This is a genomic window from bacterium, assembly GCA_017744355.1.
Classification (GTDB): domain Bacteria; phylum Cyanobacteriota; class Sericytochromatia; order S15B-MN24; family UBA4093; genus JAGIBK01.
In genome coordinates, this window is the sequence record JAGIBK010000003.1 from 306,659 (window position 1) to 333,512 (window position 26,854).

At 67.3% G+C, this 26,854-nt stretch carries 29 protein-coding genes; 1 reads left to right on the forward strand and 28 read right to left on the reverse strand.

Features of this window, described 5'->3' with window-relative positions; genetic code table 11:
* Positions 1 to 346 precede the first annotated feature (346 nt).
* From J7643_10275 to J7643_10405, 27 genes are all read right to left on the reverse strand, one after another.
* A complete protein-coding gene (locus J7643_10275) occupies positions 347 to 2,764 on the reverse strand; it encodes a HAMP domain-containing protein (GenBank protein ID MBO9540964.1) in 2,418 nt (805 codons plus the stop codon).
* Between the two features lie 128 nt (positions 2,765 to 2,892).
* Entirely contained in the window at positions 2,893 to 3,963 is a 1,071-nt protein-coding gene (gene flhB / locus J7643_10280; GenBank protein MBO9540965.1) for a flagellar biosynthesis protein FlhB, read from the reverse strand.
* Complete coding sequence (gene fliR / locus J7643_10285) at positions 3,960 to 4,739, reverse strand: flagellar biosynthetic protein FliR (protein ID MBO9540966.1); 780 nt, start codon at positions 4,737 to 4,739, stop codon at positions 3,960 to 3,962. The genes flhB and fliR overlap by 4 nt, the downstream gene beginning before the upstream one ends.
* Before the next feature lie 3 nt (positions 4,740 to 4,742).
* Positions 4,743 to 5,012: a flagellar biosynthesis protein FliQ gene (gene fliQ / locus J7643_10290; GenBank protein ID MBO9540967.1), complete on the reverse strand. Its 270-nt coding sequence runs from the start codon at positions 5,010 to 5,012 to the stop codon at positions 4,743 to 4,745.
* Positions 5,009 to 5,746: a flagellar type III secretion system pore protein FliP gene (gene fliP, locus J7643_10295; protein ID MBO9540968.1), complete on the reverse strand. Its 738-nt coding sequence runs from the start codon at positions 5,744 to 5,746 to the stop codon at positions 5,009 to 5,011. The genes fliQ and fliP overlap by 4 nt, the downstream gene beginning before the upstream one ends.
* Positions 5,743 to 6,363: a FliO/MopB family protein gene (locus tag J7643_10300; protein ID MBO9540969.1), complete on the reverse strand. Its 621-nt coding sequence runs from the start codon at positions 6,361 to 6,363 to the stop codon at positions 5,743 to 5,745. The genes fliP and J7643_10300 overlap by 4 nt, the downstream gene beginning before the upstream one ends.
* Before the next feature lie 9 nt (positions 6,364 to 6,372).
* The gene (gene fliY / locus J7643_10305; protein ID MBO9540970.1) at positions 6,373 to 7,473 is read right to left on the reverse strand and encodes a flagellar motor switch phosphatase FliY; all 1,101 of its coding nucleotides are present in this window, start codon (positions 7,471 to 7,473) and stop codon (positions 6,373 to 6,375) included.
* A complete protein-coding gene (gene fliM / locus J7643_10310) occupies positions 7,470 to 8,486 on the reverse strand; it encodes a flagellar motor switch protein FliM (GenBank protein MBO9540971.1) in 1,017 nt (338 codons plus the stop codon). Before fliM ends, fliY begins: the two co-directional genes overlap by 4 nt.
* A gap of 9 nt (positions 8,487 to 8,495) precedes the next feature.
* Positions 8,496 to 9,086, reverse strand: a complete 591-nt coding sequence (locus J7643_10315; protein MBO9540972.1) for a flagellar basal body-associated FliL family protein — start codon at positions 9,084 to 9,086, stop codon at positions 8,496 to 8,498.
* A 17-nt stretch (positions 9,087 to 9,103) separates the two neighbouring features.
* A complete protein-coding gene (locus J7643_10320) occupies positions 9,104 to 9,898 on the reverse strand; it encodes a flagellar motor protein MotB (protein ID MBO9540973.1) in 795 nt (264 codons plus the stop codon).
* A 4-nt stretch (positions 9,899 to 9,902) separates the two neighbouring features.
* Complete coding sequence (locus tag J7643_10325) at positions 9,903 to 10,691, reverse strand: flagellar motor protein (protein ID MBO9540974.1); 789 nt, start codon at positions 10,689 to 10,691, stop codon at positions 9,903 to 9,905.
* A complete protein-coding gene (locus J7643_10330; GenBank protein MBO9540975.1) occupies positions 10,691 to 10,927 on the reverse strand; it encodes a flagellar FlbD family protein in 237 nt (78 codons plus the stop codon). Before J7643_10330 ends, J7643_10325 begins: the two co-directional genes overlap by 1 nt.
* Complete coding sequence (locus tag J7643_10335) at positions 10,924 to 11,211, reverse strand: EscU/YscU/HrcU family type III secretion system export apparatus switch protein (GenBank protein MBO9540976.1); 288 nt, start codon at positions 11,209 to 11,211, stop codon at positions 10,924 to 10,926. The genes J7643_10330 and J7643_10335 overlap by 4 nt, the downstream gene beginning before the upstream one ends.
* Positions 11,212 to 11,219: 8 nt before the next feature.
* A complete protein-coding gene (locus J7643_10340) occupies positions 11,220 to 12,797 on the reverse strand; it encodes a flagellar hook-length control protein FliK (GenBank protein MBO9540977.1) in 1,578 nt (525 codons plus the stop codon).
* Between the two features lie 33 nt (positions 12,798 to 12,830).
* Entirely contained in the window at positions 12,831 to 14,177 is a 1,347-nt protein-coding gene (locus J7643_10345) for a flagellar hook protein FlgE (GenBank protein MBO9540978.1), read from the reverse strand.
* A gap of 117 nt (positions 14,178 to 14,294) precedes the next feature.
* Positions 14,295 to 14,723, reverse strand: a complete 429-nt coding sequence (locus J7643_10350) for a hypothetical protein (protein MBO9540979.1) — start codon at positions 14,721 to 14,723, stop codon at positions 14,295 to 14,297.
* 27 nt (positions 14,724 to 14,750) lie between these two features.
* Positions 14,751 to 16,169, reverse strand: coding sequence for a flagellar hook-length control protein FliK (locus J7643_10355; GenBank protein ID MBO9540980.1), 1,419 nt, complete (start codon positions 16,167 to 16,169; stop codon positions 14,751 to 14,753).
* A gap of 24 nt (positions 16,170 to 16,193) precedes the next feature.
* A complete protein-coding gene (gene fliJ / locus J7643_10360; GenBank protein ID MBO9540981.1) occupies positions 16,194 to 16,691 on the reverse strand; it encodes a flagellar export protein FliJ in 498 nt (165 codons plus the stop codon).
* Positions 16,691 to 18,004: a flagellar protein export ATPase FliI gene (gene fliI, locus J7643_10365; protein ID MBO9540982.1), complete on the reverse strand. Its 1,314-nt coding sequence runs from the start codon at positions 18,002 to 18,004 to the stop codon at positions 16,691 to 16,693. The genes fliJ and fliI overlap by 1 nt, the downstream gene beginning before the upstream one ends.
* A complete protein-coding gene (locus J7643_10370) occupies positions 18,004 to 18,834 on the reverse strand; it encodes a hypothetical protein (protein MBO9540983.1) in 831 nt (276 codons plus the stop codon). Before J7643_10370 ends, fliI begins: the two co-directional genes overlap by 1 nt.
* A gap of 12 nt (positions 18,835 to 18,846) precedes the next feature.
* The gene (gene fliG / locus J7643_10375; GenBank protein MBO9540984.1) at positions 18,847 to 19,860 is read right to left on the reverse strand and encodes a flagellar motor switch protein FliG; all 1,014 of its coding nucleotides are present in this window, start codon (positions 19,858 to 19,860) and stop codon (positions 18,847 to 18,849) included.
* A 3-nt stretch (positions 19,861 to 19,863) separates the two neighbouring features.
* A complete protein-coding gene (gene fliF, locus J7643_10380) occupies positions 19,864 to 21,471 on the reverse strand; it encodes a flagellar M-ring protein FliF (protein ID MBO9540985.1) in 1,608 nt (535 codons plus the stop codon).
* Positions 21,472 to 21,478: 7 nt separating this feature from the next.
* Entirely contained in the window at positions 21,479 to 21,919 is a 441-nt protein-coding gene (gene fliE / locus J7643_10385; protein MBO9540986.1) for a flagellar hook-basal body complex protein FliE, read from the reverse strand.
* 4 nt (positions 21,920 to 21,923) lie between these two features.
* Complete coding sequence (flgC, locus tag J7643_10390; GenBank protein MBO9540987.1) at positions 21,924 to 22,328, reverse strand: flagellar basal body rod protein FlgC; 405 nt, start codon at positions 22,326 to 22,328, stop codon at positions 21,924 to 21,926.
* A 17-nt stretch (positions 22,329 to 22,345) separates the two neighbouring features.
* Positions 22,346 to 22,765 carry a flagellar basal body rod protein FlgB gene (flgB, locus tag J7643_10395; GenBank protein ID MBO9540988.1) on the reverse strand — a complete coding sequence of 140 codons (420 nt, stop codon included), beginning with the start codon at positions 22,763 to 22,765 and terminating at the stop codon, positions 22,346 to 22,348.
* A 289-nt stretch (positions 22,766 to 23,054) separates the two neighbouring features.
* Positions 23,055 to 23,738 (reverse strand): (d)CMP kinase, encoded by a 684-nt coding sequence (locus J7643_10400; protein MBO9540989.1) that lies wholly within the window; start codon positions 23,736 to 23,738, stop codon positions 23,055 to 23,057.
* A complete protein-coding gene (locus J7643_10405) occupies positions 23,739 to 24,623 on the reverse strand; it encodes a pantoate--beta-alanine ligase (protein MBO9540990.1) in 885 nt (294 codons plus the stop codon).
* 239 nt (positions 24,624 to 24,862) lie between these two features.
* Between J7643_10405 and J7643_10410 the strand changes: the two genes are divergently transcribed.
* A complete protein-coding gene (locus tag J7643_10410) occupies positions 24,863 to 25,225 on the forward strand; it encodes a hypothetical protein (protein ID MBO9540991.1) in 363 nt (120 codons plus the stop codon).
* Here J7643_10410 and J7643_10415 read toward each other — a convergent pair whose 3' ends face one another.
* Entirely contained in the window at positions 25,226 to 26,605 is a 1,380-nt protein-coding gene (locus tag J7643_10415; protein MBO9540992.1) for an amino acid permease, read from the reverse strand.
* Positions 26,606 to 26,854 lie beyond the last annotated feature (249 nt).

Sequence of the window (26,854 nt, forward strand, 5' to 3'; positions counted from 1 at the left end):
ATGATGGGGTGACGACACATGAACAAACTGAAGACGCGATGCTGGCTCGTCGCCGCCTCGCGCCATCTCCCGTCTGGATTCTATACCCTGGTTCGATCCACTCCATTACGCCGTTCGTCCGGCATCATGGGCGCCACCAGCGAAGAGAAGACGGGAAGACGATCCTCGGGGCGCACAAAGGCGCTTCTCTACGGTATACCTCGACCGGCTGGTTTGAATTGGGACAAAATACCTAATTTCCACAAAACCAGCCACTGACGATGAGGGTATCCGACCTTCCTGAAAGGAGCCTGAGCGATCCGCGTTCGGAAGCCCGCTGGGGGCTTCCGAACGCGGTGGGCGATCGCTAGGGCCGCGACGGCAGGGCCAGCGGCTTCGCGGCCGACGGCACCTTCACATTCAGGGCCTCGGCGTCGACCTGGAAGAAGGCCACGGCCTCCTGGAGCTGGTGGGCCTGGCGGCTCAGCTCGTCCGCGGTGCCTGCCACCTGGCTGGTGGCAGCGGAGGCCTCCTGGGCGCTGCGGTTGAGGCTCTCGACCGCGAGGACCACCTGGTCCCCACCTTGGCGCTGCTCGGCGGTGGCGTAGGTGACGGTCTTGGTGAGCTCGTCCATCTCGGCCACCGCGCCGGTCACCTGGTCGTTGATGGCGGCCATCTGCTCGGTGGCCGTCACGATCTGGGAACTGGCGCGTGCCTGCTCGCCCGTCGCCCCGGTGACCTCGCTCAGCAGGCTGCTGACCTGGCTGGCCGCCTGTTTGATCCGGGCGAGGGCCTCGCCGGTGCGCTCGGCGAGCGCGGCCCCCTCGCGGACCTTGCCCGCGCCTTCCTGGGTCACATGGACCGCTTGCGAGGTCTCGGCCTGGATGCCCTTGATGAGATCCCCGATCTCCTTGGTGGCCTTGGCCGAGCGCTCGGCGAGCTTGCGGACCTCGTCGGCGACGACCGCGAAGCCACGGCCCGCCTCGCCGGCCCTGGCCGCCTCGATGGCGGCGTTGAGGGCCAGCAGGTTGGTCTGCTCGGCGATGTCGTCGATCACCTCGATGATGGCCCCGATCTCGCCCGAGCGCTGGTCGAGCATCTGGATGGTCTCCCGGATGCCGTCCATGGTCGCGTTGATCGCCTTCATGCCGGCGATGGTCTTGCCGACGGCGGTCTCACCGGCGTTCGCCGCCTCGGAGGCCTCTCCGGCCACCCGGTTGGCGCCCTCCACGTTGCCCGCCACCTGCTGGATGCTCGCGGCGAGCTCCGAGATAGAGCTGGAGGTCTGGGTGACGGCGGCGCCCAGGGCGTCCGATTGGCCCCGCACCAGGCTCACCTTGGCCCCCAGGCGCTGGACGCTCGCATCCACCGACTTGAGGTTGGCGGCCATCTCCTCCATTGCCGCTGAGGTTTCCTCGGCGCTGCTGGCCTGCACCGAGGTGGTCTGGCTCAGCTCGGCGCTCGAGCTGCTGATCTGCACCGCGCCGGCACCCACCTCGTCGGCGGCCGACCGGACACGGCCGACCACCTCGCGGAGCTTGGCGGCCATGCGCGACAAGGCCACCCCGAGCTGGTCACGCTCGCTGCGGGCCTCGACCGCGCGGCTGAGATCCCCGTGCGCGATACGGTCCATGTGGCCCGCTACGCCCGAGAGGTAGCCGATCGCCCTGCGGAAAGCCAGGGTCATGCGCGCGAACTCGTTCTGGCCCTTCACCTCCTCGGTCTCGGGCACCAGGACGCGCACCCGGCTCAGGTCCCCCTCGGCGATCGCCTCGCAGGCCTCGGTCAGGCGCTCCATCGGCTTGACGGCCGAGCCGATCAACCACAGCAGGATCCCCGCGATCAGGCCCAGGCCAAGCGCCGCGAGCAAGCCGAGCACCCACATCATACGGTTGACGGCGGCCAGGACCTCGCCCTGCTCGACGAACATGGCAAGCAGCCACTCGCCGTTCTGGACCGGCTGGTAGAACATCCAGCCCGCCTTGCCCGAGACAGGGTCCTTGATCTGGCGCATGCCGGCCTGCTTGGTACCGAGCAGATCCTTGATGTTGGGGCCGATCTTGTCGTCCTTGGTGATGTCCTTGCCGAGCAACTCATCGGTGGGCGCCGCGACGACCCCGCCCTTGGGGCTCAAGAGCAAGAAGGCCGCCGACTGGTAGGGTTTGAGGGCCTTGAGCCGCTGCTGGATCTCGCCGAGGCCGCGATCGACCCCCGTGATGCCGACAAAGCGCCCGTCTTTGAGGAGCGGGGTCACGTACGAGGTCATCATGACGCCCCCGTAGAGGTAGGGCTCGACCACGACCGGGCGCCCGAGCTTCTTGGGGAGCTGGTAGTAGTCGTCGGTCTCCATGCCCACGAGCAAATCGAGGGCCAAGGGGCCCTTGAGCCGGTTGTAGTAGGGAATGAAGCGCCCGCTCTGGTCGGCCCCGCGCGCTCCCCGGAAGGCGCCGTCGTTGCCGTCGGCGCCAGGCTCGTAGCCCACGTAGGTGCCGAGCACGTCGGGGTTGCGCTCGGCGACGCGCCGCAGGTAGTCGGCGGTCATGGCGCGCTTGCCGAACGCGCCAGTGAGCTGGGCGTCCGCTGCAAGCTCTGCCAGCTTGAGCATCTTGGCGTTGTCGGCGCTGAGGCGATCGGCGATGTCGGCAGTGACGGCCTTGCCGTACTGCTCGCTGGCAGCGATCTGCTCTTGGCGCACCGAGACGGCAACGAAGGTGAAGAGGAGCACGAAGAGCAGGGCGATGCCTGCTCCGAGTCGAAGGGTGATCTCGTGCTTGATACTGCGCATTAGGTAACTCCTGCGGATGGGGAAGAGACGCACGGGGAGGGGCACCCTCGCTTATATCGAAGGGCGCTTGCAGGGCGAAAGGGACTTTAGTCCCGAATTAGCAAGAAAATGATTTCCATGAAGACAGATCAGACGCGTGCCTTGGCGTCCGCCCGGGTGACGGCCACCAGGATCTCGGCGACCACCGCGTACATGTCGGGGGGGATCTCGTCGCCGACCTCGACCTGACGGTAGAGGGCCTGGGCCACCGGCTTGTTCTCGACCAGGGGCACGTTGGCCTCGCGCGCCAGGTCTCGGATGCGCTTGGCCACCAGGTCCGTGCCCTTGGCGACCACCACCGGCACCTCCATCTCCTCGCGCTCGTACTTGAGGGCCACGGCGAAGTGGGTGGGGTTGGTGATGACGACCGTGGCCGTCGGCACCTCCTGCATCATGCGACGGCGCGCGGCCTGGCGCTGGCGCTTGCGGATCTCGCCCTTCACCTCGGGCGAGCCTTCCTGCTGCTTGGCCTCGTCCTTGACCTCTTGCTTGGTCATCTTGAGGTTTCGCCACCACTCCCAGCGCTGGTAGGAGTAATCCAAGAGGCCCAGCACGAAGAGGGCCAGGGCCGAGCGCCAGGCAATGGTCCAGGCGGTGTCGGCCAAGAGCGCCCCGAGCTGGGCCCTGCCGGCCTGCACCGCCGTCACGATCGCCTCGTAGCGATCGCTGATGACCGCGTAGCTCAAGGATCCCACCACCGCGATCTTGAGCAGGCCCTTGAGGGTCTCGACCACCCCACGCAGCGAGAGGATGCGCTTGAAGCCCTGGATCGGGTTGAGCTTGTTGAGCGACGGCTTGAGGGGCTCGAGGGTGTAGAGCATGCCCACCTGGGCGTAGCTCGAAAGCAGACCGACCAGGAGGATCCCGAACAGGAAGGGAGCGATCGCAAGCAAGGTCTCGCGGGTGAGGACCAGAGCCATCTCCCTGAGGGCGGGAATCGTCAGGTCCCCGTGAGGAAAGGCGCTCAGGTTCTCGACCATGCGGTTGCGCGTCAGGTCGACGATGTTCCGCCACTGCCAGTACAACAGGATCGCCGCCACCATGATCGTCACCGAGGCGTTGACGTCCATGCTGCGAGGGATGTTGCCCTTCTTGCGCGCGTCGCCGAGGCGTTTGGCTGAAGGGTCTTCGGTCTTCTGATCCTTGTCCGGACTACTCATCGGAAGAGCTCCAGAAGCCGGTGATTGAGCCTATCCACCAAAAAGTCGAAGGTGCCGCCGATCAGGGGCAGGGTCGCGGCCAGGGTGCCGAGGCCCAGGAGGACCTTGACCCCCATGCTGATCGAGAAGACGTTCATCTGGGGGATGACTTTGTTGAGGATGGCCAGCGCCAGCTCGATGACCAGGATGATGCCCGAGATGGGCAGCATGATGGTCAAGGCCGTGTCGAAGATCCCGCTGATCTCCTTGAGGACCCGCTCGATCAAGACCCCATCCGGGTTGAAGGTCGCAAGGGGCACCGTCTCGAACGAGCGCCAGATCGCGGCCAGCAGCCAGTGATGGGCATTGAGGGCGAGGAAAGCCACGGTGGCCACCTGCAACAGCAGGACCGCGATTTCGGAGGTCTGGCTGCGGGTGGTCGGGTCGAACATCATGCTCATGCCGAAGCCCATCTGGATCCCCAGCAGGTGGCCCGCGAACTGCACTGCGTAGAAGAAGGTCATGGCCACGAAGCCGATGATGAGGCCCACCGCCATCTCCCGCGCGATCGCCATGGCCAGGGCGTGGGCGTCGGGGATTTCAGGACGGGGCCCCGCTAGCGCAAGCGGCAGGATGAGGACGCTCACGAGCACCGCGAGGCCCACCCGGAAGCGCACGGGCAGGACCTGGTTGCCAAGGACCGGGGCGATGACGAACAGGGCCGAGACCCTCACCAGTACCAGGAGGGCGACCTCGAGCCCGCCGGGGGGGAGCTGCAGGAGGGACGCCAGATCCATGGCCTACCTCGCGAAGCGCGGCAGATCGATGAGCAGCTGCGCCATGAAATCGAGGATCGACTGCACCATCCACGGCCCGGCGAAGATTAGGACCGCGACGGCCGCCAGGATCTTGGGGATGAAGGTCAGGGTCGCCTCGTTGATCGAGGTCACCGCCTGGAAGATGCTGACCAAAAGGCCGACCGCGAGGCTCACGATCAAGACGGGGCCCCCGACGGTGACCGCCAGCCACAGGGCCCGCTGGCACAGCTCGTAGAAGACCGTCTGACTCATTGGAAGCTCGAGACCAGCGCCCGGCTCAGCAGGTGCCAGCCGTCCACCAGCACGAAGAGGATCAGCTTGAAGGGGAGCGAGATCATGACGGGCGGCAGCATCATCATGCCCATGCTCATCAGCAGGCTCGCCACGATCATGTCGATCACGAGGAAGGGCAGGTAGATCACGAAGCCGATCTGGAAGGCCGTCTTGATCTCGGAAATGACGAAGGCCGGCACCAGGACGTAGGTCGGGATGTCGTTCGGGTTGCGGGGGCGCTGGAGCTTGGCCATGTGCACGAAGAGGGCCAGGTCCTTCTGGCGCGTCTGCTTGAACATGAACTTGCGGATGGGCGCCTGCGCCCGGTCCAGGGCCACGGCCTGGGTGATCTGGTTGGCCATGTAGGGCTGGAGGGCCTTGGTGTTGATCTCGCCCAGGGTCGGGGCCATCACGAAGAAGGTCAGGAACATGGCCAGCCCGATGATCACCTGGTTGGGCGGCATCATCTGGGTGCCCATGGCCTGGCGGGTGAAAGAGAGGACGATGACGATCCGGGTGAAGGAGGTCATCAGGAGCAGGATCGCAGGCGCCAGGCTCAGCACCGTCAACAGGGCCAAGAGCTGGAGGTTGGCGGCCACGTCCTGCGGCGCGCCCGAGACGGGGATGCGCGGGACCGCGAGCTGTGCGAGGGCCGGCGCCTGAGCAAGGGCCCAGGCACCTAGGGCCAGGGATAGGGTGCTGAGACGCTTCACGACCAATCCCCCTTCGGGCGGCGCGTCACCTGACGCAGGCTCGACTCCAGCGCGTCCGAGAAGTCTCCCACGCTCTCGTCCTCGGCCCGCTCGACGAGCGCCTCGAAGCGCGCGGGGCCCGTGCCGGCCTCCCACTCCGTGAGCTTGACCATGGTTTCGCGGCCGTTGCTGCCGACCACCAGATAGCGATCGCCCGCCTGCACCAGGTGCAGGGACTGAGCCCCCTTGAGGGGGATGCTCTCGAGGACCTTGAGGCCCGTCCCCGTGGTGGAGAGGCCGCGCGCGGCGGTGGCGAGCTTCGGGATGATGCCCCGCTTGTAGAGCCAGGCCGTGCCGTAGATCAGGCCGATCACCAGGCCGAACTTGAAGAGGAAGCCCACGGCGTTCGCGATGGGGTTGCCCTCGTCGCGCTTGAGACCGGGATCCTCGTAGTCCTTCCAGGCGAACCCCTCGGGCGACTCCGAATCGGTGGCCGCGGGGGCGGTGGCCTCGACCCGCGGCGCTTGCCGCTTCGCATCGGCCGGCGAGTGGCCCGCAGCGCCCCAGAGGGCGAAGACGAGCAGCAGCGCGGCGAAAAGCCGCTTGAAGCCTGGAATTTTCAGAAAGCCTGGAGCCAAAACGTCCTCTTACGCCCGGAACGAAGTGAAGCGCTCCGCGGGACTCACGATGTCGGTGACGCGGATACCGAAGTTCTCGTCGATGACGACCACCTCGCCGCGCGCGATGAGCTTGCCGTTGACCAAGAGGTCCACCGGCTCGCCGGCGAGCTTGTCCAGCTCGACCACCGAGCCCTTGCCGAGCTCCAGCACGTCGCGGATCTGCATCCGGGTGCGGCCCAGCTCGACGGTGACCTTGAGGGGCACGTCCATCACCAGGTCCAGGCCCGAGGGCGGGGCCATGGTGTGGCTTGCGGCGCCGAGCGGCGCGAACTGCGCCGCCTGCGCGTTGACCGGAGCCGCCAGGGCCGCGGCGGGCGCGGCGTAGGCGGGCTGCGGAGCGTAGGTCGGCTGGGGCGCGTAGACGGGCTGCGGAGCCGGCTGGACAGGAGCCGGAGCCGGCGCTGCCTTGGGGGCCGGAGCCTGCTGCGGAGCAGGGGCCGCCTGCGGGGCCGCGGCGGGCACGGTCTTCTCGCCGGCCACCGGCGCGGCGAAGGCCTCACCCATGACGAGCACCGAATCCTCGGGCAGGAGCTGAACCAAGGTGCTGGTGACCAGCCCCTCGATCGCGAGCTGGTAGACCACCGCCGCGAGCGAGCCCTGGTAAGCGGGTGGCAGCGAGGGCTCTTCGGGGTTGTCCATCACCCCCGCCTGCGGCGGCTGGATCTCGAGCTTCTTGCCGTAGGTCGAGTTGAGGGTGTTGGCCGCCATGCCGAGCATCTGGTTGATGGCCTCGGAGATGGCCGAAAGCTGCAGGTCGTCGATCACGGACGAGGGCGGGGTGCCCTCGCCGCCCATCATCAGGTCGGTGATGATCGACGTGTCGTTCTGCGTGAGCAGGAAGGCCATGGTGATCGGCGCTCCGCTCGTGCTCGCCGGCACGTCCACGTAGACCACCGGCTCCTTCAGGACCGTGCCCAGCTCGTTGATTCCCACGATCGCCGCGCGCGGCGAGGCGATCGTGACCTGCTTGTTGAGGAGGATCGACAGCGTGGTCGCTCCCGAACCGAGCGCGAGCGCGCCGACCTCTTCAAGCGAGCGTAAGAGCTCGGGCGTCAAGGCATCGCTCATGCTTCTTCCCCTTCCGCGTTATCCACCACTTCGGTGATCTGAATGGCCATCTTGTTTCGGAGTGTCCCGGGTTTTCCCTTGAACTTGAGCTGCTCGCTCACGAGGACGGACAGGTCGTTATCGACCGAGGTGCCCAGAGGCAGCACGTCGCCGACGCCCAGCGAGACCACGTCCGAGACCGTCACTTCGGTCTCGCCGAGGACCACCTGGAAGGGGACGTAGGTCGAATGGACCCGGCCTTGCAGGTTGGCGCGATACTCGGTCGACTGGCTCTGGCGCTGGGTGGCGAACATGGCCTGGGCCGAGATCTTGCTCATGACGGGTTCGAGCACGATGTAGGGGATGCACAGGGACAAAGGCCCCGTGTTCTCGCCGAACTTAGCCTCGAAGGTGATGAGCACGACCGGATCGGTCGGCGGCACGATCTGCACGAAGCGCGGGTTCATCTCCATGGTCTCCAGCTTGGGGCTGAAGGTCAGGATGTTCTGCCAGGCCTCGCTGAGGGTGCTCAAGAGGCGCTGGGTGATACTGGAGATAAGGGTGCGCTCGATGTCGGTCAGGTCGCGCCGGATGCGCGTCACCCGGCCCGGACCGCCCAGCAGGCGGTCGATGATGGCCGAGGTGATGTCGATGTTGATCTCGAACAGGCTCGTCCCCACCAAGGGCTCCATGGTGAAGACGTTGAGGATGGTCGGCGAGGGCAGCGATCGCGAGTACTCGTCGAAGGTCAGCTGCTCGACGGAGACCACCTCGATCTGGACCAGCATCCGCAGCTGGCCCGACAGCGACGTGCTCAAGAGGCGGCTGAAGGCCTCGTGGATCATCGAGAGGGTGCGGATGTGGTCCTTGGAGAACTTGTTCTGGCGCTTGAAGTCGTAGATCTTGACCGTGCGCCGGACGTGCTCCTCTTCGGGAACGACGGCCGCAGCCGCGGCCTTCTCCGGGGTCAAGTCCCCGGAGGAGAGGGCCGACAGCAGCGCGTCGATCTCCGATTGCGAGAGAATCTCCGACATGCGAGGTCCTTACTGGATCACGAAATCCGTGAAGTAGACGCCCATGACCTTCTTGTCGGGGGCGATGCGATTGAGCGTCACCTTGAGCTCGTCCTTGATCAGGTCCCGGCCGCCGGGCGCCTTGAGGCGGGCGATCGACTGGCGCGACAGGGTCGAGATGATGGCGTCCTTGTAGAGAGGCTCATAAGCCGCCATGGCCGCCTTGATGGCCGCCGAAGGATCCTCGTTGCCCCCGCCGTGGCCACCCCCGCCCTTCTTCTCGCCCTCTGCGTGGGCCTCGCTGACCATGGCCAGCGCGACGGTGGTCTTGAGGTAGTGGCGCCCCGGATCCGACAGGTTCACGATGAACTCGCCGACCGGGTAGATCTCGGTGGCCGGCGCCTGCTTCTCTTCGTGGCCCTTGTCCTCGACGACCTTCCCCTTCTCGGTGATCACGTGCTTCTCGATAATCACCTGCTTGGGCATCGCGAAGCGGATCGCCACGAACGAGCTGAGGCTCGAGATCAGGGCGATGCCGACGGCTGCCATGATCACCTTGCCGTTCAGCGGACTATCCGACGGCGGTTTCTTCGCAGCAGCTTGCTTGGCACTGTTTGCCATGGTTCGGGTGGTGCCTCCTAGTATCGATCCGCGTCAGAGGGAGCCGCCGCAGGGGACTGCGCCGCGCGCAGCACCACGATATCGACGCGCCGATTCTGGGCACGGTGGGCTTCGGTGTCGTTGGGGACCTTGGGATAGTATTCCCCGTACCCTGCCGCTGATAACCGGCGGGGATCGTAGGAATGGCGCTCTATCAGGAACCGGACCAGGTTGGTCGCGCGCACGGCGGACAGCTCCCAGTTGGAGGGATAGCGCGCGGTCGAAATGGGCGTGTTGTCGGTATGACCCTCGATCCGCAGGGTGTGACCGGAGGTCTTGAGCATGCGCGCGATCCGATCGAGGGTCGGCACCGCCTTGGGGCGCAGGGCCGCATCCCCCGACATGAAGAAGCCCGCGTTGGAGATCGAGACCACCAGCCCTTCGGCCGTGACCGTCGCCTCCAGCTCATCGGCGAGCCCCGCCTCCGCGGCCATCTGCTCGACGTCTTTCGAGAGGCGCTCGAGCTCGAGTTGCTCGGGCATGACGATGACCTCTTCGTGGGGCAGGACGCCCTTGCCACCGTCCAAGAGGGTGTTTTCGCGGTGGCCGGCCCCCTTCATGTCGATCATGGCGCTGCTTGCGCCCATGGACTTGCTGAGGGACTCCTTGAGCTTCTCGTACTTGGCCAGATCCACCTGAGAGAGGGCGTAGAGCACGACGAAGAAGACCAGAAGCAGGGTGATCAGGTCGGCATAGGTCAGCAGCCAGCGCTCGGACGACGAGCCGCCATGGCCGCCTCCCGAGTGATTGCCGCGCCCGCGCCGCCCCGCCATCGCCCTAGACCTCCTGGGCGGCCTTCAGGCCGCGGCGCATCTCGGGCGAGAGGAAGCTCTTGAGCTTCTCCTCGACGATCTGGGGGTTGTCGCCCGCCTGGATGGCGAGGATGCCCGCGAGCATCATCTCGCGCACCAGGACCTCCTGCTCGCTGCGGCGCTTGAGCTTGGTCGCCAAGGGCAGCCACAAGAGGTTCGCGGTCCAGACGCCGTAGAGGGTCGCGGCGAAGGCCGTCGCGATCGCCCCGCCCAGACCGGCCGGGTTGCTGAGGTTGCCCAGCACGTGGATCAGGCCCATGACCGTCCCGATGATGCCCATGGTCGGCGCGTAGCCGCCCATGGCTTCCAGGATCCCGAAGGCGGCCGCATGGCGGCTCGCGATGAAGCTCAGCTCGGTCTCGAGCATGTCGCGGACGGTGTGCTGGTCGATGCCGTCGGCCACCATCTGCATCCCCTTCTCGAGGAACTCGTCACCCGCCTCGGCCACGTCCGCCTCGAGGGCGAGCAGGCCCTCCCGGCGCGCCTTCTCGGCGTAGCCGACCAGCTGCGGGATGAGGGAAACCGGGTCAAAGGGGTTCGCCTTGAAGGTCAAGGCGAGCATCCGGGGCAGGTTCAGGACGTCCTTGAGGGGGAAGGCGATCAGCGCGGCGCCGAAGGTACCCCCGAACACGATGATGAAGGCCGTGAGCTGCCAGAGGCTCGCGAGACCGTGGATGCCGCCCGACTCCATCGTGTTGGCGACGAGCATGGCCCCCCAGCCGAGGAGCAGTCCAAGAATGGTTGCGAGTTCCACTAGGCCTCCAGGGTGGCGACCGCGTCGGGCGCGGCCGCAAGAAACAGGCGAGCATCAGGATGGCACTGGCGCTTGAAGGCGGCCACCCGGGCGATAATTTCGTCGACGGGCTCCTGGACCACGTAGCGCTGGTTGGTGGTCAGCGCCACGATCGTGTCGGGGGTCGCCTCCACCGATTCGATCAGGTCACAGTTGACCACGAAGGCCACCCCGTTCAGACGGGTCAGCTTGATCACCGCTTCGCCTCTCCCTTCTCCCGATTCATCCGCTGCACGAACACCAAGACCTCCGCCACCACCGGGTAGAGCTCGGCGGGGATTGCCTCGCCCAGCTCCAGCACCGAGAGGCTCTCGACCAGGAGCGGATCGTGGTGGACCGCGACCCCGTGCGCGTCGGCCAGCTCGAGAATCTTCTCGGCCGTGAGCCCGCGGCCGCTGGCGACCACGATGGGCGCCTCGTCCTGCTCGGTCTCGTAGCGCAACGCCACCGCGCGCTTGTTGGCGTCCTCTCCTGCGGTCATGGCGGCCCCTATCCGTAGAAGTCCACGCCAGGCAAGCGTGACGGCGAATTCGCCTCACTCGTGCCGGGCGCCTTGCGGGGCGAGGCAGCCTTGCGCAGATTCAGGCTTCCGACGCGGATGCCGATCCCCTCGATGGCTTCGCGCAGCTCGGGCAAGCGCGGCTCCAGGAAAGACGCCGCCGCCGGGTCTTCCAGGGCAACTTGGCAGTTTACCTGGCGCTCGCGCAAAAGTAAATCGATGCGAACCCCGCGCAAATGAGGCGTGTCGAGGGCGATGACCACCCGCGTGGAGCCAGAAGGGCCCCCTGCCGCGTGATCGCCTTCACCTTGGCGCTCATGTACCCGGATTTCGCCGCTTCCTCTACTCCACCATAAAGGAATCGTGAAGACAAGCCCTTCGTTGCCCGCCGTGCGCATTTGCCCGAAGCGAACCTCGTCGCGCAGGGCCCGGGCGTCGGGGTCCGCCGGATGGCGATCCACCACGCGCTCCAGCACCTCGGCCAAGCGCTCGCGCGGCATGGCCGTCTGCTTGGCCTCCTCCTCGGGGGTGGACGCCTGGAGGGCCTGGGCCAGATCCGCCTCGGGCGGCGTCATGGCGGTGACCAGGCGACGCAAGGCCGCCTCGACCTGATGGCGACCGCCTTCGGGCAGAGCCAGGGCCTGGAGGCGCGCCAGGGCCTCCGCCTTCGGCGAAAGCGGCGCGGGCTGAAGGGGCACTTCCTCGGCGAGGGCCTCCTCGGGAACCCCAGCCTCGGCGGCGAAGGCTCGCAAGAGGGTGTCGAGCGCTTCCTCGAAAGCTGGCTGCTGAGCGGGGGCGAGGGCGCGATAGGTCTGGAGGATCACCTCGTGCAAGGCCGGACGGGGCAGGGCAGCGCCCTCGGGCATCGAGGCCTGCGAAGCGACCGGAGCGGCCTGGGCCGCTGCCTGAGGCGCCTCGGGAGACTCGTCGGCCTCCGGGGCGAAAGTAGTGAGCAAGTGAGACAGGGCCTCGGCCAGCGCCGGTCGGCGTTCGGGCGGCAGAGCGGCGAAGAGACGCTCCAGGCCATCGGCGAGCCGAGGCACGCGCGATGGCTGAGTATCGGAAGGCAAGGCCGATTCGTCCTCCGGGCCCCACTGCAGGGAGACCTTCTCGACCAGGAGCTTGAGGCGATCGCCCGACGTCTGGGAAGGATCCTGGCGTTCGAGGACCAGCTGGGCCGTCTCTGGGGTCACGGGCAAGCGTCGTACCACCAGAAAGGCGACCGCCGCCGCGTCGGCCTGGCGCACCGGCTCACCCGGTACCGCCAGACGCGAAAGGCCGCGCTCGACCTCCTTGAGCAGGACGGGGTCCAGGCGCCCTTGCTCGGCCACCAGGGCCCGGGCCGCCATCAGGCGGGTGGGATCGGCCGGCTCGCCGAGCTGTTCGAGGGCCTCGCCCAGATGGGCGTCGCTGAGCACGTCGCCGATGAGATCGATCGCCATGCCCTTGAGGGCTTCGAGCCGCGCGCGGACCTGATCCGCCAGGAGCGAAGCGCCCGGCTCCGGGGGAATCCCCCCCGAAGCCGGGAAGACACCGCCCTGAGTCGGGCCGACGCCATGCACTTCCACGGTTCAAGCCTTTCGATACGCCTGCCGCCAGCGTTAACGCTTGAGCGACATCAGCTCCTGGAGCACCTCGTCGGAGGTGGTGATGATCTTGGAGTTGGACTGCAGGCCGCGCTGCGCGACGATCATGTCGGCGAACGACGAGGCCAGGTCCACGTTCGAGTTCTCGAGGGAGCCCGGCGCGATGAGGCCGCGCGAGCCCGAACCCGCGACACCAACCTGGGGCTCGCCCGAGTTGGGGGTCGCCGCGAAGAGGTTGTCGCCGTTGATCAACAGACCGACGGGGTTGGTGAAGGTCGCCACCGCCACCTGGCCGAGGACGCGGGTGCGGCCGTTGGAGAAGACGCCCTGGATGGTGCCCGAGGCGTCCACCGCGACCCCGGTCAGCGAGCCGGACGAGTAACCGTCCTGGTCGACCATGACCGCCGTGCTGTTGTAGAAGTTCTTGGACTGGTCGGTCCTGGGGTCGTTGTACTGGGTCATGGCGCTCTGGTCGCCTGCGATGCCCAGGTTCAAGTTGATGTTGATCGGGTCGAAATCGCCCGCGTTGGCCGGATTGAGAACCAGCGGAGTCGTCACGTCGAATTTATCGAAGACGCCCTTGGAGTCGAAGGTCACGGTGCCGATGTCGACCGGGAAGGTCATGCCCGGGTCGAACTCGGCCGGGCTATCGGCGGTGAAGGCCACCTTCCACTCATTGGTCGCGGTCTTGGTGAACTCGATGTTGCCCTTGTGGACGTTGCCCTTGGAATCGTAGATGGTTACCGAGCTCTTGGCGCTGCTGCGCGCGATGACCGCGGGATCGGTCTCGGCCGGATCGAGCACCGGCGTCAAGGCTTCCAGGTTGGAGCCGATGCGGATGTTCTGGGTGGCCTTGGGGGTCAGGGTAACGCCCGCGGGCACCTTGAGGGGCTCAGGGGGACGGGCCGTCTCGACCTTGAAGCTGCCATCGGGCTGCTGGGCGGCATTCCAGCCCATGACCTTGAAGCCGTTCGAGATCTTGACCAGGTTGCCCTCACGGTCGAAGTCGAAGGAGCCGTCGCGGGTGTAGACCTGCTGCTTGCCGTCGCTGATGACGAAGAAACCCTCACCGCTGACGGCCATGTCGGTGGGCTTGCCGGTCGGATTCAGCGAGCCCTGCCCCATGATGAGGTCGATGGAGCCCACCGTGACGCCCAGACCCACCTGGCTGGGGTTGGTGCCGCCCAGGGCGCCGCTGGGCGCCGAGCCACCGCGCAGGGTCTGCAGGAACTGCTCCTGGAAGTTCACCCGCTGCGCCTTGTAGCCGATGGTGTTCACGTTGGCGATGTTGTTGCCGAGGACATCCAAGCGGATCTGCTGGTTGCGCAGGCCGGACACGCCGGAGTTGAGTGAACGAAGCATCTGGACTCCTCCTTATGGGGTCACATCGAAGCAATCAGGAAAGAATTCGGCCGACAGGAAGGCGCAACCTTCCGCCTTTTCTTGTATCGACCGGTCGAGCGGGAAATTTAGAGTACCTTAGGCGATTTGCTCGATCTGCTGGATCTGGACCGGTACCAAGGTGCCGTCGGTGGTGCCTTCGGGCTTGACCATGAGCTTGATCTCGCCGTCCATCCGGCGCGCCTCGACCACCTGGCCCGCGAAGTGGGTGTCCTCGGTGCGAACGGCCACCGTCTTGCCGATCAGGCTGGAGGCCTGGCTCAGCTGCCCGAGATCGGCCTGCTGAGAGAGGGTTTTGCTCAGGTTCTGCATCTCCTCGAGAGAGCTGAACTGCGCCATCTGGGCGATGAACTCCTTGTCCTCCATGGGATTCATGGGGTCCTGGAAGCGCAGCTGGGTGACCAGCAGCTTGAGGAAGTCGTTCTTGCCAAGGTCCGAGTGCTTCTTGGTGGTCGTCTGGACGGGATTGCTCCCGCCGTAGCCCGAAACGGGTCCGGTCTCTGCCATGAGGATTCGCCTCCTGAAGGGGGGATACTACGCTTGATAATCGACGGTCGCCGCGAGGTCCGCCCCCTCGGGCGTCGCCTCCGGACTTGCGTCCTCGACGAGCTCGCCCGCATCGTCGAAGCCGAAGCCGCGAGCGCGCGAGCGTGCCTGCCCGTCCTGCTGGGACTGCTGTTGGGCCTGCTGCTGCCAGCCGCCCGCCAGATCGAAGCCCTGGTCGGGGCGACGCTGGTCCTGCCCGACGTTGACCTCGAGCCGGTCGATCTTGATGCCCTGGTCGGCGAGCGTCTGACGCAGCTCGGCCATCTGGACCTGCATCATGTCGCGGGTCGCGCTGTGCTCGACGCGGATCGACGCGCTGAGCGTCCCCTGGTGCGAGACGACGCGGATCTGCATCCGGCCCAGGTGCTCGGGGCTGAGCTGCAGGCGCAGCTCGGACGGCTTGCCAGGCTCGCGTGCCGCCTGTTCGAAGGGGGTCTTGAGCGCCTCGCGCATGGGCAGGGTCTCGCTGCGCGGCGCGTCGCCCTCGATCACCCGTGCCTGCGGCTGCACGGCTTCGGCCGCCTGGATGGGGTGGTGCAGCTCCCAGGGACGCGCGGCTTCCGGGACGGCCGTCGCCTGAGCGGGGCTCGCCGTGGTGGTCACGGGCGCCTGCGCCTCGGCGGCCTTGGGCAGCGCCTCGGGGGCAGCGGCCTTGGCGTCGACGACGGGTGCCTGGGCCTCGCGCCGGAGCGCCGCTTCCAGGTGACGACGGTTCAGGGGGGCGTCGTGCCCCGTGAGGGTCATAGTCGCCTTGACGGTCTCGAGGGACTCGCTGACGTGCTGGCGCGCCACCGGCGCCACGGGCACCCGAGGCTTCTGCTCGGAGGCGGGCTGCTCCTCGGCATCGGCGGCTTCTTCGGGCAGCGCCTCGACCACGGTGGCTTCGAGCTCGGTCGCAGGCGCCACCGCCGCAGCAGCGGCCGCGTTCGCGAGCGCCGTGTCGGGAACCGGCATCTGGGCCTGCGGGATCGCAGGGGTCGGGCTCGGCGTCACCAGGTGAGCAAGCTCAGGCGTGGGGATCGCGAGCTGCGGCGCGGGCTGAACCAAGCTCGGCATCATCAGCTGAGGATCGAGCGTGGTAAGCAGCGGAAGGGCGGTCGGAACTTCGGCCTCGAGCGCGGGCTGCGCAGCCGGGGCAGCAGGGGCGACCGTCGAGGACTGGGCGCTGGCCGCTTCGGTCTTCGCAGGCTCCTGGCTCGGCTTGGCGTCGGGGGCCTTGGTGGCGGGCGCCGCCGGGCGGGGCGACTTGCGGTCGACGGGGCGGTCGGTGGGGCGCGCGGCCTCGGCGCGCCGGGCGCTGCGGTCCAGGGCGGTGGCGAAGCCGTCGCGGGGCGCGGCCTGAGGTGCGGTCTTGGAACGGGCAGGAGCGGTCTCGGCGCCCGGGAAGATCTGGATGGGTCGAGTCAACGGAGTTCCTCCTCGTCGCAGGGGCTACAGCCCCCCTTCTCCCATCTTCGGCGGCGGCGCGGGAAAGTTGAGGGCATTCGTCCGCGGAAAGCGGATCGTCGCGAGCTCGTCGATGAAACGGGCCTCCGCCTGGTCGATTTTGCGCTGATACTCAGCCTTGGCGCTCGCCTTGAGCTTCTCCAGGACCTGAACCTTCTGAGCGGCGGTCATCAGCTCGGCGCGCACTACCTCGGCCGCGCGCTCGGCCTGGGCAATCGCCCCCAGCTGGTGGTGAGCCGCATCGATCAGGCGGCCCATGTGGTCGTGGCCGAACTGCATGGCCTGCAAGTCGAGCGGGCCTGCGGCCTGCATGTCGAGCAGGTCCTGCCGCGCCCGCACCTGGGCCTCGACGAGGGCGGCGTGACGATCGCGCTCGGTGACGACCTTGGCCTGGGCTTCCGCCAGGAGCTGGGCCTTCTGGTCCTGCACCCGCACGGCGAGATCCAGGACGGTCTGGAGGCGAAACTTGAAGCCCTTGGCCATTACGACTCGAACAGGCTCTGGAGGGCCCCGACCGTCTCGTCCATGGCCATGGGCTCGTTCACCCCTTGGCGCAAGAAGAAGTTGACCGCGTCGATCCGGGCGATGGCCTGGTCGATGGCGGGGTTGGATCCCGCGGCGTAGGCGCCGATGTTGATCAGATCCCGCGCCTCGCGGTAGGTCGCAAGCGTCTCGCGCAGGCCGCCCGCGGCCCGCAGGTGCTCGGTCGGCACGATCTCGGTCATGACGCGCGAGACCGACGACAGCACGTCGATGGCCGGGTAGTGGTTCTGCGCGGCCAGATCCCGCGAGAGGATCACGTGGCCGTCCAGGATGCCTCGCACCGTGTCGGCGATGGGCTCGTTGGTGTCGTCGCCCTCGACCAGCACCGTGTAGAGGGCGGTGATGGCCCCCACGTCGGAAGTGCCCGAGCGCTCCAGAAGGCGCGGCAAAAGGGCGAAGACCGACGGGGTGTAGCCCTTGGTCGCGGGCGGCTCGCCGACGGCGAGGCCCACCTCGCGCTGGGCCATGGCAAAGCGCGTCACCGAGTCCATCATCATGATCACGTTGGCGCCCTGGTCGCGGAAGTACTCGGCGATCGCCGTGGCGACGAACGCCCCCTTGAGACGCTGCAAGGCGGGCTGGTCCGAGGTCGCGACCACCACCACCGAGCGCGCGAGCCCCTCGGGCCCCAAGTCCCGTTCCAGGAACTCGCGCACCTCGCGTCCTCGCTCGCCGATCAAGGCGATCACGTTGAGGTCCGCCTGGGCGCTTCGCGCGATCATGCCGAGCAGGGTCGACTTGCCCACACCCGAGCCCGCGAAGATGCCGATGCGCTGACCCTCGCCACAGGTCAGCAGGCCGTCCATCGCCCGCACGCCCAGGGGCAAAGGCTTGTGGATGCGCTGGCGGGTCAGGGGATTGGGGGGCGGCGCCTCCAGCGGCGCGCGGTGGGTGGCCAGAAGCGGCCCCTTGCCGTCGATGGGGTTGCCGAGGCCGTCGAGCACGCGACCCAAGAGGTGCGGACCGACCCGGACCCCGAGGGTCTCGCCGGTGGCGGCCACCGGGCTACCCGGCTTGACCCCCTCCATGGGACCGAGGGGCATCAGCAGGACCCGATCGTCCTTGAAGCCGACCACCTCGGCCATCAGCGGCGGACGGTTCGAGCCGAGCGAAATGCGGCAGAGCTCACCCAGGCTCGCCTGAGGCCCGAAGCTCTCGATCACCAGGCCAATCACCTGGGCGACCTTGCCCTCGACCCGGATGGGATCAGCCCCCTCGACCCGCGAGAGGGCCCCCGCCAAGAGGCCCTTCATCAGCGCCCGAAGCCCTGAGACGAGAAGCCGCCGCCGAAGGGGCTCCCCTTGGCACCCTTGGTGGGCGGAGCGGGGGGCGCCTTGCGAAGCTCCCCGTAAGCCCCCGAGAGGCTCGGCTCGGCCTCGGGCTCGGCGTCGAGCACCGCGCGGGCGAGCTCCTCGAACTGGGTCGCGAACGTCGCGTCGACCCGGCCGGCCCGGGTCTCGACCACACACCCGCCCGCCCCGATCGCCGGATCGCTCACGACCTCGAACCGGGGGGCGGCAGCCTGCTTGGCCGTGCCGAAGGGACTCGCCGGGGGCGGCCCCATGTGGGTCGCGTCCTGGGGATTGAGGCGCACGCGCACGACGGCATCCGCTCCGACCTTGGCCACGGCGGCATCCACCAGCCCTTTGACCAGGGCCGCGTCGCGGGGCTCCTTGAGCAGCACCTTGGAAGCGATGAGCAGGCCCAGGCGCAGCAGATCGGGCTCCAGCTCGGCGAGCTTGGCCTCACGCTCGGCGGCGAAGGCCTCGGCGGCCGCTCGCAGGGCCTCGATGCCCTGAAGCCAGGCCGCAAGCCCCTCTTGATAGCCGTCGTCACGGCCCTGGGTGAGGCCGTCCTCGTAAGCCGCGCGCGTCACTCGCTCGATCAGGTCGCTGGCCTCGGCCTCGGCCTGCGCGAGCAGGGCGTGAGCCTTGCGCTCGGCCTCGGCCAGCACCTCGGCGGGATCCGGCAGGGCGGGGGCCGCGGCCTCCTCGGCCGGGACGTTCTCGGGCGGGGGGACGTTGACGACCCACTTCCCGTCGATCCAGCGGGTCTGATCGCGCTTGATGATCTTGCCGCTCATGCCGGGGCCGCCTTAGCTCAACAGCTCGTCGCCGCCGCCGCGGGAGACGATGATCTCGCCGCGCTCCTCGAGCGCTCGGATGATCGAGACGATCTTCTGCTGGACCTCTTCCACGTCGCGCACGCGCACCGGGCCCATGAAGTCCAGCTCGTCGCGGACGATCTTGCCCATGCGCTCGGACATGTTCTTGAAGACCTTGGCGCGGACTTCCTCGTTGGAGCCCTTGAGGGCGAGCGACAGCTCCTTGGTGTCCACCTCGCGCAGGATGCGCTGGATCGAGCGGTCGTCGAGGATGACGATGTCCTCGAAGACGAACATAAGCTTCTTGATCTCCTCGGCCAGATCCGGGTTCTGCTCTTCGAGCGACTCCAGGATGGTCTTCTCGGTGCCGCGATCGACCGAGTTGAGCATGGAGACCAGGGCCTTGATACCGCCCGCGTTGGTGAAGTCCTGGCTCATGACCGCCGAGAACTTGCGCTCGAGCACCTTCTCGACCTCGCGCAGCACCGCGGGGGTGGTGCGGTCCATCTGGGCGATGCGGGTCGCCACGTCGGTCTGAAGATCGCTCGGCAACCCCGAGACGACCAGGGCCGCCTGCTCCGGCTTCATGTAGGCCAGGATCAGGGCGATGGTCTGGGGGTGCTCGTTCTGGATGAAGTTGAGGATCTGCATGGGATCCGCCTGCCGGATGAACTCGAACGGCAGGGCCGTCAGGCTCTCCGAGAGGCGGTGCAGGATCTCCTCGGCCTTCTCGGGACCGAGGGCCTTGGTCAACAGCTCACGGGCGTAGCCCACGCCGCCGGTGCTGATGTACTGGTTGGCCTGGAGGACGTGATAGAACTCCTCGAGGATGTCCTCGGTGTCCTCCGGCGGGAGCTTGCCCAGGTTCGCGACCTCGAGGGTCAGGGCCTCGATGTCCTCGTTGTTGCCCAGGTACTTGAGAATCTGGCTCGACGTCTCGGGGCCGAGCGCCACCAGGAGCGCGGCCGCCTTTTGCTTGCCCGTTAGATGCTGCTGCCGTGCCATGTCTTACTCGTCCTCGAGCATCCAAGATTTCAGCAGCTTGGCCACGTCCGAGGGCTGCTGCTTGACCACCTTGGTGATCTCCTTCTGCAGATGGGTCTTGCGGTCGTCTTCGCCGATGGTGCCGATCGAGACGGGCTGCCCGAGGCGGCCGTCCACGTCGAAGCCGTCCAGGTTGAGCGGGGTGTCGTCGAAGGTCTCGGCGCGGGCCGCCAGGCCGCGGCGCAGCAAGAAGAGCGCCACGATGCCGATCAGCACGCCGGCCAGGATCTTGAGGTAGCCCTGGACCGTCTCCTGCTGCTGGGCCTTGGCGAGGGCCTCCTCTTCGGCCTTCTGACGGGTGTCGTTGAACTTCTGGGCCGTCACGACGATCGTGTCGCCACGGGCCACGTCGCTGCCCGCCGCCGCCGAGACCATCTGCTTGAGATCCGCCAGCTGCTGGGGGTCCAGCTCGCCGTTGACCGCGACCGCGACCGACAGGCGCTTGATCTCGGCCGGGGCCTTGATCTTGCGGGTGACGTTCTTGTTGACCTCGAAGTTGCGGACCACGTCGCTCTTGTTGTAGGCGCCGGGCACCCCCGCCGACTCGGAGGCCGGGTAGGTGGGCAGGCTCGCGTTGGCCCCGCCGTTGATGTTCGAGGTCACGCCCGGCACGCCGCCGTTGGGGCCGCCCTGGCCGTTGTAGCTCTCGTGCAGCTCCTTGGTCGAGCGCAGGATGCCGGTCTGGGTGCCGTCCTGGTTGCGGACGACGGGCTGATAGGTTTCCTCGTTGGTCTCGACCTGGCTGAAGTCCAGATCCGCCGCCACGGTCACCACCGAGTTGTTGGGGCCGAGCACCCGATCGAGGGTCGCCTGGAGGTTCTTGCGCAGGCCACCCTCGACCTGCTTCTTGACCTCCATCTGGGAGAGGGTCAGCTCGGGCGACGCCAGGCTGTCCTCGCGACCGAAGCCCGCCTCGTCGGAGTAGTTCCGGCCGTCCACGTCGGTGATGACGACGTTGGCCTCCTTGAGACCCTCGACGCTCTTGGCCACCAGGTGGGTGACGGTCTTGACCTGCTCGACCTTGAGCTTGGCGCCCGACTTGAGCTTGACCACCACGGCGGCCGAAGGATCCTCGGCACTATCCGAGAAGAGGTCCTTCTCGGGGATGACCAGGTGAACTCGCGCGCTCTCGATGCCGTCCAGCGACTGGATGGTGCGCACCAGCTCCCCTTGCAGGGCGCGCTGGTAGTTGAGCTTCTGGAGGGCGTCGGTCATGCCGAACTGGCTCTTGTCGAAGAGCTCAAAGCCCACGGTGCCGCCCTGGGGCAGGCCCTTGGCGGCCATCTCCAGGCGCAGCTCGTGGACCTTGGACTTGGGGACCATGATGGCGGTGCCCGAGACCTGGTAGGGGACCTTGGCCTCCTTGAGCTTTCCGATGACCTGACCGGCGTCCTGCTCGTCCATGTTGGTGAAGAGGGGCGACCACTCGGGGGTCTGCGCCCAGAGCACGAGCATGACGATGGCCACCACGCTCGCGGCGGCGACCGCCCCGAAGATGATGCGCTGAATCCGCGTCAGGCCGGTCCAGATGCGGATGATGTCTTGCTGAAGCTGCTTGATGAAGTCGTTCATTTAAGGGCTAGACGGACATCCGCATGATTTCTTGGTAGGCGTCGAGCAGCTTGTTGCGCAGCTGCATGGTCAGAGCGACCGAAATTCCTGCTTTCTCGGTGGCGATCATGACGTCGTGGAGCTCCACGTTCCCGCCGGTCGCAAGCTCGTTCTTGAGGGCGTCCGCCTGGAGCTGCGCCGCGTTGACGCTGTCCAGGAACGCCCCCAGGGGCTTGCCGAGCTCGGCGATCGCGTTGGGTGCCGTCACCGGCGCCACGGGATGCGCGAAGAGGGACTTGGCCGGCTTGTCGGGCAGGGCCATGGGCGCTTCGGCGCGCTTGCGCTGGGCCTCGTCGAAGAGGCTGCCGAAGTTCTGGTCGGGTGCGACCTGCGGTTGACCCAGCTTGGGGAAGGGCAGGCCGAGGCCAGGCGCCCCGGGGATGGGGATGAAGGGGGGAAGCCCTGCCATGCGCCTAAATCTCCAAGGCCTTGTTGGCGGCGCCCTTGAGCGCCTGCACGACGGTGACGTTCGCTTCGTAGGAGCGGGTCGCCGAGATCATGTCGGTCATCTCGGCGACGGGGTTGATGTTCGGGAAGGCCACGTAGCCCTGGTCGTTGGCATCAGGGTGGCCCGGGTCGTAGACCAGCCGGAAGGGGGCCTGGTCCTCGACGATCCCCGCCACGCGGACCCCGGTGCCGGGAAGGCCGGGGCGGTTGCTGGGCTTGGCTTCGAAGACGACCATCTCGCGCCGGAAGGGGGTGCCCTTGTCGGTGCGGGTCGTGTTGGCGTTGGCGAGGTTGCTCGCGATGGTGTCCATCCGCAGGCGCTGGGCGGTCAAGGCGCTGCCGCTGACGTTGAGGGCGTCGAAGGTGCTCATGGGTCCTCCTTCGGAACCTAGTTGGCGCCGCGGATGATGGAGTTCAAGCCACTAAACTTGCGCTTCATCAGATCGGCCATAGCGTTGTAGGTGACGTTGGTCTGCGCCAGCCGGGTCATCTCGGCGTCGATGTCGACGTTGTTGCCGTCGTTGCGCATGGTCACCTCGCCGGAGCGCGAGACCGTGGCCTGGAACTCGTCCAGGCTCTGGGGACCGTCCAGCCGGTAGTGCCCGGGATGGGTCGCCGCCACCGGCACCGTGAAGGCGCCGGGCTGCGAAATCGACTTGGCGAGGGCGCCCTCGAAGGCGACCTCGAAACGCTTGTAGTGAGGGGTATCGGCATTGGCGACGTTCTCGGCGATCGCCTTTTGACGCATCGAGAGGCCATCCAGCGCCCTCGCCATGACCTCTGTGTTCGTGCCGTACAGCTTATCCAACACGGAGCGAACCTCCCCGGCTCAAGGCCGGTCTCCTCTGGGGACCACCGCACCCTCCCTGGCGCTGCGGCTCGAATTGACTGTAGCAAGCCAGCCTTGGCTCGCATCCGCTTGGGGCTTCATACCCGTGAGCGACCTTCCTCGAAACCAGAAACTCACGCTAGCTTCACAGATAATAGCAGAAACCGCGCGCAAAGGGCTGTGATGGAAGGCCAAAGCCCCTCCCTTCTAGAGATTAACAGGTGAGAGGGGGTCATGCGAAGGGCCAAATGGCCCAGCCGACGAAGGTTCAGAAAATAGAACGGTCCAGGACCGTTCCGGCGCGCGAGACGATGGCCGCCACCACCTCGTCGGGACTCAGGCCGTCGCTGTCGAGCAAAACGGCATCCTCGGCCGGCTTGAGGGGCGAGTGGGCGCGGCTGGAGTCGATGTCGTCGCGGCGGGCGATCTCGGCTTCGAGGGCCGCCAGGTCCACCGTGTGACCGGCGCGCTCCAGGTCCTTCGCCCGGCGGCGCGCCCGCTCGGCGGGGCTTGCGACCAGGAAGATCTTGACGGGCGCCTGGGGGAAGACCACCGTCCCGATGTCGCGCCCCTCGGCGACCACGCCGCCCGCACGGCCGATGGCCTGCTGCAGGGCGACCAGCTCCTCGCGGACACCCGCCACCTTGGCGACCTCCGAGACGCGCCGGGTCACCTCGGGGGTGCGGATCGCCTCGGTCACGTCCACCCCGTCGATCGCAACCCGATCGCCCTCGGGGCCCGGGGTGAAGGCGATCCGGCAGCGCTTGGCGAGCGCGGTGAGGGCGCTCTCGTCCCCCAGATCCAGCCCCTCGTTCAGGGCCTTCCAGGTGAGGGCGCGGTACATGGCGCCGGTGTCGAGGAAGACCAGGCCGAGGGCCTGGGCCACGCGACGCGCGACGGTACTCTTGCCGGCACCCGCAGGGCCGTCGATGGCGATTACCAAGGGATTCATCTAGCGAGTCTCCTTCGGAGCGAGCGCGACGAGCGCCGCGTCGGGGCCGTGGGGGTCGAGGATGGCGTTGTCGATCAGGCGGGTCGTGCCGACCTGGGCGGCCACCAGGGCCACAGTGCCGGGGCCGGCCACAGCGGCGGGCGCAAGCGCGTCCACGTCCACCGCTTCCAGGTACTGCACCGTCAGGCGCGGCTCGGCTTCGAGGTAGGCGCGGGCCGCCGCGAGGGCCTCGGGCAGGGGGCCTTCGGAAGCCTCGCGCAAGAGCAGGCCCAGGGCCCGAGAGAGGCGCAGGGCCGCCGCGCGGTCCTCGGCGCTGAGGTAGGTGTTGCGGCTGCTGAGAGCAAGGCCATCTTCTTCGCGCACGATGGGGCAGCGCACGATCTCGGTGGGAATGGCGAGGTCCCGGACCATCTGGGAAAGGACGCGCCACTGCTGGAAGTCCTTCTGGCCGAAGTAGGCCCGATCGGGGCGAACCAGGTTCAGGAGCCTGGCCACCACCGTGGTGACGCCGGTGAAGTGGCCCGGCCGGAACGCACCGCAGAGCTTGTCGGTCAGCGCGCTCGAGACCGCGACCTCGGTGGAAAAGCCCGGCGGATACATCTCCGAAACCGACGGCACGAAGAGCACGTCCACCCCGGCCGCCTCGCAGAGGGCGCGATCGCGCGCAAGATCCCGCGGGTAGCGCGAGAGGTCCTCTTGGGGGCCGAACTGCTTGGGGTTGACGAAGATCGAGACCACCACGACCTCGCACGCGCGCCGAGCCTCGTTCATGAGACTCCGGTGGCCCTCGTGGAGAAAGCCCATGGTGGGCACGAAACCGACGAGGCCCTTGCCCCGCGCGTCGAGCGCTGCGCGCAACGCCGCGACGGTATCGACGATGATCAAGCCGGAAATCCTTTCAGATCGCAGCAACCGACGCCGCGTTCAAAGCAGGTTCGATTCTAGCACTCCCACGGCCCAGCGACCATAAGAGCCAACTGGCGAGGGTGATGGCAGCGCCAAACCCTTTCGCCGCCCCGGCCATTTCGCGAGGGCGATCGCCCCTCGTAGGATCGGCCCTGTGCGTAGGGCCGGTGGTGCGTGGTAGGCCGGCCAAGCGGAGCTTCTGAGGAGCGACACGTCCCATGAGCGTGAGTGACTTCGATCTGCTCGGGTGCCCGGTGAGCGACTATGCCACCGGCAAGCTGCTCGGCCGCGTCAAGTGCGTGATGCGCGAGGCCCCCAGCGCGGGCATCGCCCGGATCGCGCTCGAGTGCGCAACCGAGGCCGAAGGCGCCTCGTGGGAGGAGCCGCTCGAAGTGACGGGCCAACACGAGCCGCGCTCGCAGCACGACTACATGGTCGGGCAATTCGCCACGGTCGGCCTCAGCGACGGGGAAGGCCGCCCCATCGTCGAGACGGGCGGCCTCATCACCCCGCAGGTGCTGGATCGGGCCCGCCGGGCGGGGCTGCTGCACCGCCTCGGCGCGACCTTCGCCAAGGATTGACTACGCCTTTTTGCCCAGCACGCTGTGGCGGAAGCCGTACGAGAAGTAGCAGATCAGGCCGATGGTGAGCCAGATCCCGAAGCGGATCCAGGTCTCATGGGGCAGCGAGATCATCATGTAGCCGCAGGCCCCGACCGTGCCCAGCGCGATCACCGGCAGCATGGGAGCGCGGAAGCCGCGCTTCCACTCGGGATGCTTGACGCGCAGCACCCACACCCCGATCGCCGCCATGATGAAGGCGAAGAGGGTCCCGATGTTGGCGAGCTCCGCCACCAGCGAGATGGGGGTGAAGGCCGCGAGGCAGGCGATCGCCACCCCGGTCATGATGGTGGTGACGTAGGGGGTGCCGAAGCGGGGGTGGACCTTGGTGAAGACCTTGGGCAGCAGGCCGTCGCGGGCCATGGCGAAGAAGATGCGGGGCTGGCCCATCATCAGCACGACCAGCACCGAGGTGATGCCCGTGACCGCGCCCACCGAGAGGAGGGCGGCCGCCCAGCCCTTGTTGACGTAGTCGAGGGCGAACGCGAGCGGTGCCGGGTTGTTGAGCAGTTCGGGGTAGAGCGACTGGGGCACGACGCCGGTGAAGATGGCCGCGATCACGATGTAGAACACGGTGCAGACCAGCAGCGAGGCGATAAGGCCGATCGGCAGGTCCCGCTGGGGGTTCTTGACCTCCTCGGAGACCGTCGAAACGGCGTCGAAGCCGATGTAGGCGAAGAAGATGGTCGCCGCCCCGGTCATGACCCCGCCGAAGCCCTTGGGCATGAAGGGGGTCCAGTTGCCCGGGTTGACGTGGCCGAGCATCAGGGCGATGAAGAGGATCAGGACCAGCACCTTGAGGATGACGAACAGGGTGCTGACGTTGGCGCTCTCCTTGATCCCGCGGATCAGCAGGGTCATGACCGCCAGAGCGATCACGAAGGCCGGCACGTTCATGATGGCGCCCGGGACCACGCCCGGGGCGTTCACGAAGGCACTTGGCAAGGTGATGCCGATGTTGTGGAGGATTTTGACGAAGTACCCCGACCATCCGATGGCGACAGCGGATGAGGCCACCACGTATTCCAGGATGAGAGCCCACCCGATGAGCCAGCCGAAGATCTCGCCGAAGGCCGAATAGGCGTAGGTGTAGGCGCTGCCCGAGGCCGGGATCATCGAGGCGAGCTCGGCGTAGGCGAGGGCGGCGAAGGCGCAGGCGATCCCCGCGAAGATGAAGGAGAGGATGATCCCGGGCCCGGCCCACTTGGCGGCCGCGGTGCCCGTGATGACGAAGATGCCGGTGCCGATGATCGCCCCGATGCCGAGCGCGGTCAGGTCGAGGGCGCCGAGGACCCGTTTGAGGCCCGAGTCCTGAAACTCGCCCACGGGCTTGCGAACCATCAGGCGTCTCAAGATGGAAGGGGGCATCCGGTCTTCGGTTTGGGTCACGCTCAACTTCATCTCCTCGTCGACGTGTAGCCGGCGGCCCGCGAGGCGCGCCAGCGGTCCAGGATATCACAAGCGCGCCCTTGGCGCGAAATTCCAGCCACTATAACAAAGGGGGCGAAAACGTATCAAGTCACCCCTTGCAGATGAGGGCAAATCAGCAGGCAAACATGGTCCATCCCGCCGATGGCGGCACGACCCTCG